16 protein-coding genes are annotated in these 12,698 nt (G+C 59.1%); all 16 read left to right on the top strand.

Annotated elements, in window-relative coordinates; all coding sequences use genetic code 11:
- The first annotated feature begins 7 nt into the window (after positions 1-7).
- The 16 genes from rpmJ (at position 8) to BMX80_RS12925 (ending at position 12,485) form a co-directional block, all read left to right on the top strand.
- The gene (gene rpmJ / locus BMX80_RS13000; RefSeq protein WP_071872892.1) at positions 8-124 is read left to right on the top strand and encodes a 50S ribosomal protein L36; all 117 of its coding nucleotides are present in this window, start codon (positions 8-10) and stop codon (positions 122-124) included.
- Positions 125-254: 130 nt separating this feature from the next.
- Positions 255-611: a 30S ribosomal protein S13 gene (rpsM, locus tag BMX80_RS12995; protein ID WP_071872893.1), complete on the top strand. Its 357-nt coding sequence runs from the start codon at positions 255-257 to the stop codon at positions 609-611.
- A gap of 28 nt (positions 612-639) precedes the next feature.
- Positions 640-1,029 carry a 30S ribosomal protein S11 gene (gene rpsK, locus BMX80_RS12990; RefSeq protein ID WP_071872894.1) on the top strand — a complete coding sequence of 130 codons (390 nt, stop codon included), beginning with the start codon at positions 640-642 and terminating at the stop codon, positions 1,027-1,029.
- Positions 1,030-1,044: 15 nt separating this feature from the next.
- Positions 1,045-1,665: a 30S ribosomal protein S4 gene (rpsD, locus tag BMX80_RS12985; RefSeq protein ID WP_071872895.1), complete on the top strand. Its 621-nt coding sequence runs from the start codon at positions 1,045-1,047 to the stop codon at positions 1,663-1,665.
- Positions 1,666-1,686: 21 nt separating this feature from the next.
- On the top strand, positions 1,687-2,688 hold the full coding sequence (locus BMX80_RS12980) for a DNA-directed RNA polymerase subunit alpha (protein ID WP_074869222.1): 1,002 nt from the start codon (positions 1,687-1,689) through the stop codon (positions 2,686-2,688).
- A gap of 44 nt (positions 2,689-2,732) precedes the next feature.
- Positions 2,733-3,122, top strand: coding sequence for a 50S ribosomal protein L17 (gene rplQ / locus BMX80_RS12975; RefSeq protein WP_071872897.1), 390 nt, complete (start codon positions 2,733-2,735; stop codon positions 3,120-3,122).
- A 122-nt stretch (positions 3,123-3,244) separates the two neighbouring features.
- Positions 3,245-3,889 (top strand): MBL fold metallo-hydrolase, encoded by a 645-nt coding sequence (locus BMX80_RS12970; protein WP_074869219.1) that lies wholly within the window; start codon positions 3,245-3,247, stop codon positions 3,887-3,889.
- A 93-nt stretch (positions 3,890-3,982) separates the two neighbouring features.
- Entirely contained in the window at positions 3,983-4,651 is a 669-nt protein-coding gene (locus BMX80_RS12965) for a YiaD family glycine zipper/OmpA-like lipoprotein (protein WP_071872899.1), read from the top strand.
- A gap of 193 nt (positions 4,652-4,844) precedes the next feature.
- Entirely contained in the window at positions 4,845-5,741 is an 897-nt protein-coding gene (locus BMX80_RS12960; protein ID WP_074869217.1) for an SDR family oxidoreductase, read from the top strand.
- Between the two features lie 116 nt (positions 5,742-5,857).
- Positions 5,858-6,640, top strand: coding sequence for a crotonase/enoyl-CoA hydratase family protein (locus tag BMX80_RS12955; protein ID WP_074869215.1), 783 nt, complete (start codon positions 5,858-5,860; stop codon positions 6,638-6,640).
- Between the two features lie 91 nt (positions 6,641-6,731).
- Positions 6,732-7,496, top strand: coding sequence for a hypothetical protein (locus tag BMX80_RS12950; protein WP_071872902.1), 765 nt, complete (start codon positions 6,732-6,734; stop codon positions 7,494-7,496).
- A 115-nt stretch (positions 7,497-7,611) separates the two neighbouring features.
- On the top strand, positions 7,612-8,634 hold the full coding sequence (locus tag BMX80_RS12945; protein WP_074869212.1) for a Leu/Phe/Val dehydrogenase: 1,023 nt from the start codon (positions 7,612-7,614) through the stop codon (positions 8,632-8,634).
- A 150-nt stretch (positions 8,635-8,784) separates the two neighbouring features.
- Positions 8,785-9,870 (top strand): pyruvate dehydrogenase (acetyl-transferring) E1 component subunit alpha, encoded by a 1,086-nt coding sequence (gene pdhA, locus BMX80_RS12940; protein ID WP_074869209.1) that lies wholly within the window; start codon positions 8,785-8,787, stop codon positions 9,868-9,870.
- A 3-nt stretch (positions 9,871-9,873) separates the two neighbouring features.
- Positions 9,874-10,866 (top strand): alpha-ketoacid dehydrogenase subunit beta, encoded by a 993-nt coding sequence (locus BMX80_RS12935; RefSeq protein WP_074869206.1) that lies wholly within the window; start codon positions 9,874-9,876, stop codon positions 10,864-10,866.
- Between the two features lie 11 nt (positions 10,867-10,877).
- Complete coding sequence (locus BMX80_RS12930; RefSeq protein ID WP_074869204.1) at positions 10,878-11,993, top strand: dihydrolipoamide acetyltransferase family protein; 1,116 nt, start codon at positions 10,878-10,880, stop codon at positions 11,991-11,993.
- Positions 11,994-12,230: 237 nt separating this feature from the next.
- Positions 12,231-12,485 carry a hypothetical protein gene (locus tag BMX80_RS12925; protein ID WP_074869201.1) on the top strand — a complete coding sequence of 85 codons (255 nt, stop codon included), beginning with the start codon at positions 12,231-12,233 and terminating at the stop codon, positions 12,483-12,485.
- The last annotated feature ends 213 nt before the right edge of the window (positions 12,486-12,698 follow it).

Here is a 12,698-nt window from a genome sequence, read left to right as displayed (position 1 = left end):
GTTGATCGTGAAAGTTCGTGCTTCGGTCAAGAAAATGTGCCGTAACTGCAAGGTGATCCGTCGTAACGGCACCGTGCGCGTTATTTGCAGCACTGAGCCGCGTCACAAGCAGCGCCAAGGCTGATTGTTCGCGTGTTAAATAGCCCGGCAGCTAGTGTGCTGCCGGGTTGAATTTTTGTTTTTACAGCGTTAAGATCCCGCGCCCTTTTCCTTGGCTTTTGGGTCTGGGATTGCTGTCACTTGGAGTTAACTGAATGGCCCGTATTGCTGGCGTCAACATTCCAGATAACAAACATACTGTTATCTCGTTGACCTACATTTTCGGCGTTGGTCGTCCGACTGCCTACAACATCTGTGCTGCTGCTGGTATTGACCCGGTTGCTAAGATCAAAGATCTCACAGAAGAACAGATTGATGTTCTGCGTGGCGAAGTCGGCAAGCTGATCACTGAAGGTGATCTGCGTCGTGAGACCAACATGAATATCAAGCGTCTGATGGATCTGGGCTGCTACCGTGGTCTGCGTCATCGTCGCGGCCTTCCGGTGCGTGGTCAGCGTACTAAGACCAATGCTCGCACCCGTAAGGGCCCGCGTAAGCCGATCCGCAAGTAATTGCATTTGCTGAAACAGGAATACTGAGATGGCAAAGCCCGCAGCTCGTCCTCGTAAGAAAATTAAAAAGACGGTAGTGGATGGCATCGCCCATATCCACGCCTCATTCAACAACACCATCGTAACCATCACTGACCGTCAGGGTAACGCCCTGTCTTGGGCTACCTCAGGTGGCTCCGGTTTCCGTGGTTCGCGTAAGAGCACGCCGTTTGCTGCTCAGGTTGCCGCAGAGCGCGCCGGTCAGGCCGCTTTGGAATACGGTCTGAAGAACCTGGACGTAAACGTCAAAGGCCCGGGTCCGGGTCGTGAGTCCGCTGTGCGTGCACTGAACGCCTGTGGTTATAAGATTGCCAGCATCACCGATGTGACGCCGATCCCGCACAACGGGTGCCGTCCTTCGAAGAAGCGCCGCGTGTAAACAGGAGACAGTTAGATGGCTCGTTATATTGGTCCTAAGTGCAAACTGTCCCGTCGTGAAGGTACTGATCTCTTCCTGAAGAGTGGTGCCCGCGCGCTGGAGTCAAAGTGCAACATTGAAACCGCTCCTGGCCAGCATGGTCAGCGTCGCGGCCGCCAGTCTGAATACGGCACCCAGCTGCGTGAAAAGCAGAAAGTGCGTCGTATCTACGGTGTGCTGGAGCGTCAGTTCGGTAACTACTACAAAGAAGCTGCTCGCCGTAAGGGCGCCACTGGCGAAAACCTGCTGCAGCTGCTGGAGTGCCGTCTGGATAACGTGGTTTACCGCATGGGTTTCGGCGCTACTCGCTCTGAAGCACGTCAGCTGGTTTCCCACAAGGCTATCCAGGTGAATGGCCAGACCGTGAACATCCCGTCTTACCAAGTGAAAGCTGGTGACGTGGTTGCTGTTCGCGAGAAGTCCAAGAACCAACTGCGCATCGTGCAAGCGCTGGAGCTGTGTGCTCAGCGTGGTCGCGTCGAGTGGGTTGAAGTCGATGCTGATAAGAAGTCCGGCACTTTCAAAAGTGTTCCGGTTCGCAGCGACCTGTCCGCTGACATCAACGAAAACCTGATCGTCGAGCTCTACTCTAAGTAAGAGCTAACCAAAGGTGCCTTCATGCAGAGTTCGGTAAACGAGTTCCTGACCCCCCGTCATATTGACGTACAAGAGGTCAGTGCAACCCGCGCCAAGATCACCCTCGAGCCTCTCGAGCGTGGTTTTGGACACACCCTGGGTAACGCACTGCGCCGCATTCTTCTGTCTTCTATGCCCGGCTGTGCCGTGGTTGAGGCAGAAATCGACGGCGTGCTGCACGAATACAGCACCCTTGAGGGCGTACAGGAGGATGTCATCGAGATCCTGCTGAACCTCAAAGGGCTGGCCATTAAGCTGCACGGTCGCGATGAAGTGACCCTGTCCCTGACTAAAAAGGGCGCGGGCGCTGTGACCGCAGCAGACATCCAGTTGGATCACGATGTTGAGATCGTTAACCCCGATCACGTCATTGCCAACTTGGCTGCCAATGGCTCGCTGAACATGAAATTGACTGTTGCTCGTGGCCGTGGCTACGAGCCGGCTGACGCTCGTCAAACTGACGAAGACGAAAGCCGCAGCATTGGTCGTCTGCAATTAGACGCCTCCTTCAGCCCTGTGCGCCGTGTTGCGTACGTGGTTGAGAGTGCGCGTGTTGAGCAGCGTACTAACCTGGACAAGCTGGTTCTGGATCTGGAGACCAACGGTACTCTGGACCCGGAAGAGGCCATCCGTCGCGCCGCGACCATTCTGCAGCAGCAGCTGGCAGCCTTCGTTGATCTGAAGGGTGACATTGCTCCGGTAGAAGAGGAAGCCGAAGACGAGATCGACCCGATCCTGCTACGTCCGGTTGATGACCTTGAGCTGACCGTTCGTTCGGCTAACTGCTTGAAGGCTGAAAACATCTACTACATTGGCGACCTGATTCAGCGCACCGAAGTCGAGCTGTTGAAGACCCCGAACCTAGGCAAGAAGTCTCTGACTGAGATCAAAGACGTTCTGGCCTCGCGTGGTCTGTCGCTCGGCATGCGCCTGGACAACTGGCCGCCGTCTAGTCTGAAGAAAGACGATAAGGCCACGGCCTGATCGTCCTTTATAACCGAACGAGATGTTCGGTGAGGAAATGAACCATGCGTCATCGTAAAAGTGGTCGTCATCTGAGCCGTACCAGCGCGCACCGCAAAGCTATGTTCCAGAACATGGCCGTGTCGCTGTTCGAGCATGAGCTGATCAAAACCACCCTGCCGAAAGCCAAAGAACTGCGCCGCGTTGCCGAGCCGCTGATCACTCTGGCCAAGGTTGACTCTGTAGCTAACCGTCGTCTGGCTTTCGACCGTACCCGCTCTAAGGAAGCGGTTGGTAAGCTGTTCAACGATCTGGGCAAGCGTTACGCTGGCCGCCCGGGTGGCTACGTGCGTATCCTGAAGTGCGGTTTCCGTCCTGGCGACAAAGCACCGATGGCTTACGTAGAGCTGGTTGACCGTCCGGTCGCTGGCTCGGTAGAAGCTGCTGCCGAATAAGCATTAAGTCTCGACTTGATGTTCACCAAACCCCGGTCTTGTGCCGGGGTTTGGCGTTTCTGCGTTCAGCTTTTTGCTGGCTTGGCGTAACCTTGGGGCACTGATTTGCTGTCGAGGATGTTATGGCCGATGCCAAGCCTGCGTTAATTCGCGAAACCTTCCCTGTCGGGCCGTTGCAGTGCAACTGCACCATCATTGGTGATCCGGTCACCAAGAAAGCCATCGTGATTGATCCCGGTGGCGATCACGAATTGATCTTGGCGCGTTTGGATGCGCTAGGGCTCAAGGTGGTCAGCATCATTCATACTCACGCGCATCTCGATCACTTTCTTGCCTCTGGGCAGATGAAAGAGAAGACCGGCGCCACCTTGCATTTGCATAAAGAAGACCAGTTCCTTTGGGATGCGCTGGAAGTGCAGTGCCGCATGTTTGGTGTGCCATATACCCCGGTGCCAGCACCGGATCAGTGGTTGAGCGATGATCAGGCCTTAGACTGCGGTTGCGGTGTGGCGCTGCACACGCCCGGACATACGCCTGGCTCGATGAGCTTCTGGTTTCCAGAGGCCAAGCTGTTAATCGCTGGCGATACGTTATTCCGCCGCAGTATTGGTCGTACCGACTTGTGGGGTGGTGATTTCCCGACGATCGAGAAGTCGATCAAAACCCGCCTCTACACCTTGGATGAGGACGCCACTGTGGTCACCGGCCATGGCCCAGACACCAATCTGGGCGATGAGATGCGTGAGAACCCGTTTGTCAGCCTGTGATCGCGTGCTCAGCCAGCAGCTGTGCAAGGAACTCCTGCGCGACTAGGCTTTCTAACAGCGGCGGATGTTCCGCCACAGTGTTAAGGAAATGTTATGTACCAGACTCGTAACCTGATTGCCCTGAGCTGCGCCGCGCTGTTAGTGGCCGGTTGTGCTACCAACCCGCAAACCGGTGAACGTGAAGCCGGCAAGACCGCAACCTATGGCGGCCTAGGCGCATTGGCGGGGGCTGCTGTTGGTGCGCTGGCGAATAAAGACGATCGCGGTAAAGGTGCCTTGATTGGCGCTGCAATCGGCGGCGCGGCCGGTGCTGGCTACGGCTACTACGTGGATAAGCAAGAAGCGCAACTGCGCCAGTCGATGCAAGGCACTGGCGTTGATGTACAGCGTCAAGGCGATCAGTTGAGCTTGGTGATGCCGGGTAATATCACCTTTGCTACTAACTCGGCCGATATCAGCGGCGGTTTTTACACCACGCTGAATAACGTGGCTAATTCGCTGCGCCAGTACGACAAAAGCATTATCGAAGTGACGGGGCATACCGATAGCGTTGGTAGCTACCAATACAACATGGATTTGTCCCAGCGTCGTGCACAAAGCGTGGTCAATTATCTGGCCAGCCAGGGCGTGGCGTATAACCGTTTGACCGCCCGTGGCGTTGGCCCTAGTCAGCCGATTGCGGATAACAACAGCGATGCCGGTCGGGCGCAAAACCGCCGTGTCGAGATCAAGCTAGCTCCGCTTCCGGGCGCGCAGTACTAAACGCCGCCTGTATTGACGATGTTTTGCAAAGGCGCAGCTTAGGCTGCGCTTTTTGCTATTGGTTAGATCAATATTTTTCTCTGCTTTGAATTGGCTGTAGTTATCGGGGCGCATTCAGCCGGTGGTCGATGCTTGTCATGCCACTACAGGCAGCCAACACTGGGTTTTTTAACCCTGTGTCGGAGACCCTCTCATGATCGACCTCAAAGACCGTGTTGTAATCGTTACCGGGGCTGGTGGCGGCCTAGGCCGTGCGCATGCGCTGCTGTTTGCCCAGCATGGCGCTAAGGTGGTGGTGAATGACTTGGGTGGCACCACACAGGGCGAGGGTGCCAGCAGCGCCGCCGCCGATAAAGTAGTGGCTGAGATTCAAGCCGCTGGCGGCACCGCGGTGGCCAACTACAACTCGGTGACTGACGGCGATGCCATCGTCAAGACCGCCGTTGACGCTTTTGGCCGCGTCGATGTGGTGGTGAATAACGCCGGCATTTTGCGCGACACCACCTTCCACAAGATGACCGATGCCGACTGGGATTTGGTTTACAAGGTGCACGTGGAAGGCGCTTACAAGGTGACCCGCGCCGCTTGGCCGCTGATGCGCGAACAAGGTTTTGGCCGGGTGATTTTCACCGCGTCAACGTCCGGCATCTATGGCAACTTTGGCCAGAGCAACTACGGCATGGCCAAGCTTGGCCTGTACGGCCTGACCCGCACCTTGGCCATCGAAGGCGCCAAGTTCAATATCAAGGTCAACGCCATCGCCCCGACCGGCGGCACGCGGATGACCGAAGGGCTGATCCCGCCGCAACTGTTTGAAGCCCTCAAGCCTGAGCTGGTTAGCCCACTGGTGGTGTACCTCGGTAGTCCTGCCTGTGAAGACTCTTCTGGCCTGTATGAAGTCGGTGGCGGCTGGGTAGGGCGCACCCGTTGGGAGCAGAGCCAAGGCGCTTGCTTCAACCCGCAAGGTTTTAGCGTGGAAGAACTGGCCGCGCAGTGGGGCGCGATTAATGACTTCAGCGGCGCCACTCACCCGAAAGACAACATGGAAGCCATCGGCAAACTGGTCGCCCACCTGCAAAAGCAGGCCTGAGTCGCCACAGGCGCGGCTGTCTGCGCCATAACGCTTGCTGACATCTGCCAATCAAGCCACCGTGAGCCTTCACGGTGGCTTTTTTAATGGGAGTTACCTTTTTCATGGGGGTTACCATGGCCTTGGTGGATGTCACGCAGCACGCAGCGGTGCTGCAAATTACCCTTAATCGACCAGAAGTGCGCAACGCGGTAGATCGTCCTACCGCACAGGCTTTGTTAGCCGTGTTGGAGGATTTTGCCGCGGACGACAGTCTGCGCGTGGCGGTGCTGCATGGTGCCGGCAATACCTTCTGCGCCGGGGCAGACCTTGCGGCGGTGGCCGAGGGTGGCGAGCGGCGCAATCGTCTCGCTTGGCCCGGCGAAGCGCCGCTCGGGCCCAGCCGCTTGCAGCTCAGTAAGCCGTTAATTGCCGCCATTGAAGGCCACGCGGTGGCCGGTGGTTTGGAGCTTGCCTTGCTGGCCGACCTGCGCGTGATGGCCAGCGATGCCACGCTCGGGGTGTTTTGCCGGCGTTTTGGCGTGCCCTTGATTGATGGCGGCAGCGTGCGCTTACCGCGCTTAATTGGTCAAAGCCGCGCGCTGGATTTAATCCTCACCGGGCGCGCCGTGGCTGCCGACGAGGCGCTGCAGATGGGCTTGGTTAATCGCACCTGTGCGCCGGGCGAGGCGCTGGCTCATGCATTGGTATTGGCTGAGCAGCTGGCCGCTTTTCCGCAGCGCTGCCTGCTCGCCGATCGAGCCAGTGTGTATGCGCAGTGGGATTTACCGTTAGAAGACGCGTTAGCCCAAGAATTTGCTGGTGGTGTGGCGGTCATTGACAGCGGCGAAAGCCAAGCCGGCGCGCAGCGCTTTGCCGCAGGCTTTGGGCGTCATGGACGGTTCACCGATAAGGCGTAGCTTTGTGGCGTAGTTCACAGAACCTAGGGATGGTTGCCATGCGCCGGCCAGCCTGTCATGGTGCACAAAACAACAAGAAAGGAGTCCTGCCATGCGCCGTTTCCGCCCTGTACTGCTTGGCTGTGCTTTGAGCTTAGCGCTACCCAGCGCCTTTGCCGATCAAGCGTTACTGGAGTCGCTGCAGCGTGAGCGCCTAACCGCTTACCGCTTGATGACGCAGTTCCATCGCATGACCTTGGAAGAAGGCTCGCCCAGCTCTAAAGCCGCGATGCAGAAAGCCTCGGCCGAGTTTACCGAGAACACCAAAAGCCTCGTCGCCCTGGCCAATGCGCAAGGGCAAAACGATTGGTCCGCGCAGCTGCAACAACTGGCGCCGCGCTTTCAGCAGTTGGCTGAAGCCAATCGGATTGCCGAAGATGGCTACCTCGATTTTCACACCATCAATGACTTAGCCATCAGCGGCCATGAACTGATTGCCCACCTCGAGGCGCAGCAGGTGACTCAAGCCGGCCAGCCCGATAGCCACGTTGACCCCTTGCTTGAGCAAGCCGTGCTGATGCAGCGCATCACCGCAGAATATGTGCGCTCGTCGGCGGCAGTGGATGGCGGCTCGTCCATCTATGACTCGGCACAAGACTTAGAAAAGGCTGTCGATCAGCTGGCCTCGGCCTTCTCGCAAGACCTGATCAAGCTGGATAACCAATTCAGTGACTCGGCCGAAGTCAGCCAACGCCTAGACAGCGTGGAAGTGACCTGGCGCTTTATCGAAAAACCACTGATGAACTACCGCGAAAAAGCCGTGCCGCTGCTGGTCAATCGTTATAACGAGCGCATTGTTGGCCTGTTGGCTAAATAAGCGTGACGCCTTCCTGACTGCAAACGCCGCGTGTGCTGCACCGGCTTGCCTATACTGCTGATAACGTCGAGCCGATGGGTTAGTTATTCGACCTTATCAGTAGCAAGGGGGCGCCATGTTCAAGCAGATGGAAGCCGCACGGCTAGAAAGCCTGCATATCGCGCAGGATGAAAAAACCGGCCTGCGCGGCATTATTGCCATTCACAGCACCCGCCGTGGCCCGGCCCTCGGCGGTTGCCGTTTTCTCAGTTATCCCAACGAGCAGGCGGCCCTGCAGGATGCCATTCGTCTAGCGCAAGGCATGAGCTACAAAGCCGCACTGGCCGGGCTTGAGCTGGGTGGCGGCAAGTCGGTGATTTTGCGCCCCGCGCATGTCGACGACCGCGCGGCCTTGTTTGAAGCCTTTGGCCGTTTTATCGATAGCCTCGATGGCCGCTACATCACCGCCATGGACAGCGGCACTAGCTCCGAAGACATGGACTGCATTGCCCAATACACCCAACACGTGACCTCCACCACCCGCGCCGGCGACCCTTCGCCGCACACCGCGCTGGGCGTGTTTGCCGGTTTGCGTGCCACCGCCGCCGCGCGCTTTGGTAGCGATGACTTAGACGGCCTGCGCGTGGCCATTCAAGGCCTTGGGCATGTCGGTTACGCCTTGGCCGAGCATCTGCAAGCCGCCGGCGCTGAGTTGTTCGTCAGCGATATCGACGCCGGCAAAGTGCAGTTAGCGGTTGAGCAACTGGGCGCCCGCGCGGTGGCCTCGGAAGCCTTGTTAAGCACCCCGTGCGACATCCTCGCGCCGTGCGGCTTGGGCGGTGTGCTGGATCGCAGCACCGTCGCTAAGTTGCGCTGCGGCGCCATTGCCGGTGCTGCGAATAACCAGTTGGCTAACCCTGAAATGGGCGATGAGCTGGATGCGCGCGGCATTCTTTATGCGCCGGATTACGTCATCAATGCCGGTGGTCTGATCTATGTGGCGCTCACTCATCAAGGCCGTAATAGTGGTGAGATCACCGCGCAGCTGAGCCATATCAGCCAGCGCCTGACAGAAATTTACGCCGAAGCTCAAGCCCATAAACGCTCACCCGCGCGCGTGGCCGACAGCTTGGCGGAACGCTTGGTTTTTGCCGACTAGTCTTACCCAGACGCGTCTGCATGCTGTACCCGCGCCATCACCCTTGGCGCGGCTCGCGTAACCGGCACGTATCCCGTGCTCGTTGCGTTAACGCCTTCGCCACAAGCGAGGGAACAGTCACCGCGCCACCCTGGCGCTGGAGGAGCCACCATGCCGTTAACAATAAAGGTCCCGTATACCCGTTATTTAGCCCCCGACGGTCAGCTGCAAAGCAGCCTGCCGGCCTGGGCCGACGACCCCGATTTACTCTGCCGGCTGTACAAGCAAATGCGCCTCACGCGCTTGTTTGACCAGAAGGCCATTGCCCTGCAGCGCACCGGCCGCATCGGCACCTACGCCTCGACCCTCGGCCAAGAGGCCATCGGCGTGGTGATTGGCGAGCTGATGCACGGCGACGATGTGCTGGTGCCGTATTACCGCGACACCGCCGCGCAGCTGCGTCGTGGGGTGAAGATGGAAGAAATCCTCTTATATTGGGGCGGCGACGAGCGCGGTTGCGCCTTTGTTGACCCCGCCGTGGCGCAAGACTTCCCGCCCTGCGTGCCGATTGCTACCCAAGCGCTGCATGCCTGTGGCGTGGCCAGCGCCTTCAAAATTCGCGGCGAGCATCGCGTGGCGGTGACTACCTGTGGCGATGGCGCCACCAGCAAGGGCGACTTTTTAGAGGCGCTGAATGTGGCTGGCGCTTGGCAGCTGCCGGTGGTGTTTGTGGTCAACAACAACCAGTGGGCCATCTCGGTGCCGCGCAAACTGCAATGCGCCGCACCCACGCTGGCGCAGAAGGCCGCAGGCGCGGGCATCGCTGGTGAGCAAGTGGATGGCAACGATGTGTTTGCCGTCTACGACCGCCTGCAAGAGGCGCTAGAACGTGCTCGGCGTGGCAAAGGTCCGACCCTGCTGGAGTGCATGAGCTATCGCCTGAGCGACCACACCACCGCCGACGATGCCAGCCGCTATCGCGGTGAAGACGAAGTGAAACAAGCCTGGGCCGAAGAGCCGCTCAAGCGTTTGCAGAACTTCCTCGTTGAGCACCGCCTGTGGGACGAACAGCGCGAGCAAGACTGGCTGGCCGAGGCGCAAAAGCGCGTGCAGGCCGCCGTCGAAGCATACGAAACCAGCGTGCCGCAACAACCCGGCGATGCCTTGGATTACGTCTATGCCCAGTGGCCCGCCGCCAAGGCAGACCAGCGGGCGATGTGGCTAGAGCGCGTTAGTCGCGGCAACGGGGAGGGCTGAGTCATGGGCGAGAAATACAGCAAAGTCACCCTCTTGGAAGCGGTTAACTTGGCGATGAAACGCGCTATGCGCGAAGACGACAACGTCATCGTGCTCGGTGAAGACGTCGGCGCCAACGGCGGCGTGTTCCGCGCCACCTTGGGCCTGCGTGAAGAGTTCGGCTTTAAGCGCGTGCTCGATACCCCGCTGGCGGAAACCATGATCGGCGGCCTCAGCGTCGGCATGGCCGCACAAGGCTTAAAGCCGGTGGCGGAGATTCAGTTCTTAGGCTTTATCTACGCCGCCATGGAACACCTGGTCAGCCACGCCGCGCGCTTGCGTAACCGCACCCGTGGCCGCCTGAGCTGCCCTATGGTGATCCGCTCGCCGATGGGTGCCGGCATCCGCGCGCCGGAGCACCATGGCGAGGCGGTGGAGGCCATGTTTGCGCATATCCCCGGTGTGCGCGTGGTGATTCCTTCCTCACCAGCGCGGGCTTATGGCTTGCTGCTGGCGGCGATTGATGACCCCGATCCGGTGATTTTCCTCGAGCCCACGCGGCTCTATCGGATGAACCCACAACCCCTAGAGGACCACGGCCAGCGCCTACCGCTGGATACCTGCTTCACCCTACGTGAAGGCAGCGATTTAACCCTGATCAGCTGGGGCGCCTCGGTACACGAAAGCCTGCAAGCCGCCGCGCAGCTGGAGGAACACGGCGTCAGCGTCGAGGTGATCGACGTCGCCTGTGTCAGCCCCATCGACATGGACACCCTCGAAGCCTCGGTGCGCAAAACCGGGCGCTGCGTGATCGTCCACGAGGCACCGCGTTCGTGCGCGGTCGGTGCGGAAATCGCCACTAGCTTGTACGAGCGCCTGTGGCTCGACTTGCAGGCGCCGATCCAGCGCGTCACCGCGCCGGATATTCCGCCGCCGTTGTTCCGCATGGAGCAGCACTACCTGCCGCAAGTGGCGGACATTCTGCAAGCCTGTGACGACGCACTTAATTACGCCTAAGGGGGGCCGCGATGAAAACATTTAAATTGCCCGACTTGGGCGAAGGGTTACAAGAAGCCGAGATCGTTGAATGGCACGTTAGCGCTGGCGAAACCGTGAAAGCGGACCAGCTGATTGTCTCGGTGGAAACCGCCAAAGCCATCGTCGAAATTCCCTCGCCATGCGATGGGGTGATCGGCAAATGCCACGGTGGCGAAGGCGACATCCTGCATGTGGGGGAAACCTTAGTCACCTTCGAAGGCGGCGAAGACGACGCCGGCACTGTGGTGGGCCGGCTGGATGCCGGCGGCGCAGCCGGCAGCAGCGACACTTTCTTTGTTGGCGCGGCGCCGTCGAGCTTGGAGCACCAAGCGCCGAAAGCCTCACCGGCGGTGCGTCAGCTGGCAAGACGACTGGATGTGGACTTGGCGCAGCTCAGCGGTAGCGGCCCGGAAGGGCTGATTACCCGCCAAGATGTCGAGGCTGCTGCCGAGCAAAGCTTGGCCAAATTTGGCGGCGAACGCTTACGTGGCGTGCGCCGCACTATGGCCAAAAACATGGCCCGCGCGCATGCCGAAGTGGTGCCAGTGGTGATTGTTGAAGACGCCGACTTGCATCAGTGGGGCGAAGCCCGCGACCCGATGATTCGCCTTGCGCAAGCCATTGGCGTAGCCTGCCAAGCCGAGCCGCTGCTAAACAGCTGGTTCGACGGTAAAGGGCCGTCGCTCAAAGAGCACGCGCATGTCGACCTAGGCATTGCCGTGGACACGCCTGACGGCTTGTTTGTACCGGTGCTGCGCAACATCACTGCACGCAGTGGGGATGAGCTACGCGAAGGCTTAGGCAACTTGCGCGCGGCGGTGAAAGCGCGCTCGATTCCACCGCATGAGCTGCTCGGCGCCACGATTACCTTGTCGAACTTCGGCACCTTGTTCGGGCGCTACGCCAACCCCGTGGTGGTGCCGCCGCAGGTGTGCATCATCGGCGCCGGCGGCATTCGCCAAGAGCCCGTGGCGGTCAATGGCAAGGTCGAGGTGCACCCGATTTTGCCGCTGTCGCTAACCTTCGACCATCGCGCTGTCACCGGCGGCGAGGCAGCGCGTTTTCTTAAAGCGCTGATTCTCGCCCTACAAGCGCCGGAGGCTTGATACCCGGCAGCACTCAAAAGGCTGCACAGTGCGCTGGCATCCGCTTGCCGCGCTGTGCAGTTTTTGCGCACTGTTGTTACCGCAGGTGGCTAAACAGCGCCGCATTGCCAAACTGTCAAAGCGCAGGTTGCCTAGTTTAGAGGCGTGCACGGAACTTTGGCGCGGCTCTTGTATCCAAAAGCAGACCCACGCGCACCATGGATGCCGCGCAGTCACTTTTGTTTGCGGAGTCTTCTAATGCGTACCTTTCTTGCTGGTGTTCTTTCACTCGCTCTCGCTAGCCCTGTGGCGTTGGCCAGCGACCAATCGCTGCAACTGTCGCGGGTAAAACTGCCCGAGGCCAAGACGGCAGCCGCCACTGTGGCTAAAAAGCACGATGCTAAGCGTGCTGATCCGGGCTTGTTCTTGGTGCAAATGATGGCGTTTTTGGCGGCTAGCCAAGGGCAGGTGGCGCCGGGTGCCGCGCCGGATACGGCGAATGCTACGCAGTGATTGAGTTTTTTTCAGCTAGTCGTCGGTGTGGCTCCGAAGCTTGCCAGAGGTCGTCATTGACGATGCTTTCTAGTCAGGCTGATTATTGGCGTTGACGTTACGTTTTTGATTTCGCCTCCCGGCGACCTTCTTTTCTTTGGCGCAAAGAAAAGAAGGCAAAAGAAACATGCCCCCGCCATTGGCTCGGCTGCGCCGAGTACCCTCGCTCCAGGC

The sequence above is a fragment of the Atopomonas hussainii genome (assembly GCF_900109735.1).
GTDB classification, from domain to species: Bacteria; Pseudomonadota; Gammaproteobacteria; order Pseudomonadales; family Pseudomonadaceae; genus Atopomonas; species Atopomonas hussainii.
Note: the sequence above shows the minus strand (reverse complement) of the source record. Positions and strands in the feature narration are given on the sequence as shown.

Excerpts from the sequence above, each read along its gene's own strand:
- BMX80_RS12950 (WP_071872902.1), top strand. The coding sequence starts at position 6,732 with ATGCGCCGTTTCCGCCCTGTACTGCTTGGCTGTGCTTTGAGCTTAGCG.
- rpsD (WP_071872895.1), top strand. The coding sequence starts at position 1,045 with ATGGCTCGTTATATTGGTCCTAAGTGCAAACTGTCCCGTCGTGAAGGT.
- BMX80_RS12980 (WP_074869222.1), top strand. The coding sequence starts at position 1,687 with ATGCAGAGTTCGGTAAACGAGTTCCTGACCCCCCGTCATATTGACGTA.
- BMX80_RS12960 (WP_074869217.1), top strand. The coding sequence starts at position 4,845 with ATGATCGACCTCAAAGACCGTGTTGTAATCGTTACCGGGGCTGGTGGC.
- rpsM (WP_071872893.1), top strand. The coding sequence starts at position 255 with ATGGCCCGTATTGCTGGCGTCAACATTCCAGATAACAAACATACTGTT.
- BMX80_RS12965 (WP_071872899.1), top strand. The coding sequence starts at position 3,983 with ATGTACCAGACTCGTAACCTGATTGCCCTGAGCTGCGCCGCGCTGTTA.
- rplQ (WP_071872897.1), top strand. The coding sequence starts at position 2,733 with ATGCGTCATCGTAAAAGTGGTCGTCATCTGAGCCGTACCAGCGCGCAC.
- BMX80_RS12955 (WP_074869215.1), top strand. The coding sequence starts at position 5,858 with ATGGCCTTGGTGGATGTCACGCAGCACGCAGCGGTGCTGCAAATTACC.
- BMX80_RS12925 (WP_074869201.1), top strand. The coding sequence starts at position 12,231 with ATGCGTACCTTTCTTGCTGGTGTTCTTTCACTCGCTCTCGCTAGCCCT.
- BMX80_RS12945 (WP_074869212.1), top strand. The coding sequence starts at position 7,612 with ATGTTCAAGCAGATGGAAGCCGCACGGCTAGAAAGCCTGCATATCGCG.
- BMX80_RS12930 (WP_074869204.1), top strand. The coding sequence starts at position 10,878 with ATGAAAACATTTAAATTGCCCGACTTGGGCGAAGGGTTACAAGAAGCC.
- rpsK (WP_071872894.1), top strand. The coding sequence starts at position 640 with ATGGCAAAGCCCGCAGCTCGTCCTCGTAAGAAAATTAAAAAGACGGTA.
- pdhA (WP_074869209.1), top strand. The coding sequence starts at position 8,785 with ATGCCGTTAACAATAAAGGTCCCGTATACCCGTTATTTAGCCCCCGAC.
- BMX80_RS12970 (WP_074869219.1), top strand. The coding sequence starts at position 3,245 with ATGGCCGATGCCAAGCCTGCGTTAATTCGCGAAACCTTCCCTGTCGGG.
- BMX80_RS12935 (WP_074869206.1), top strand. The coding sequence starts at position 9,874 with ATGGGCGAGAAATACAGCAAAGTCACCCTCTTGGAAGCGGTTAACTTG.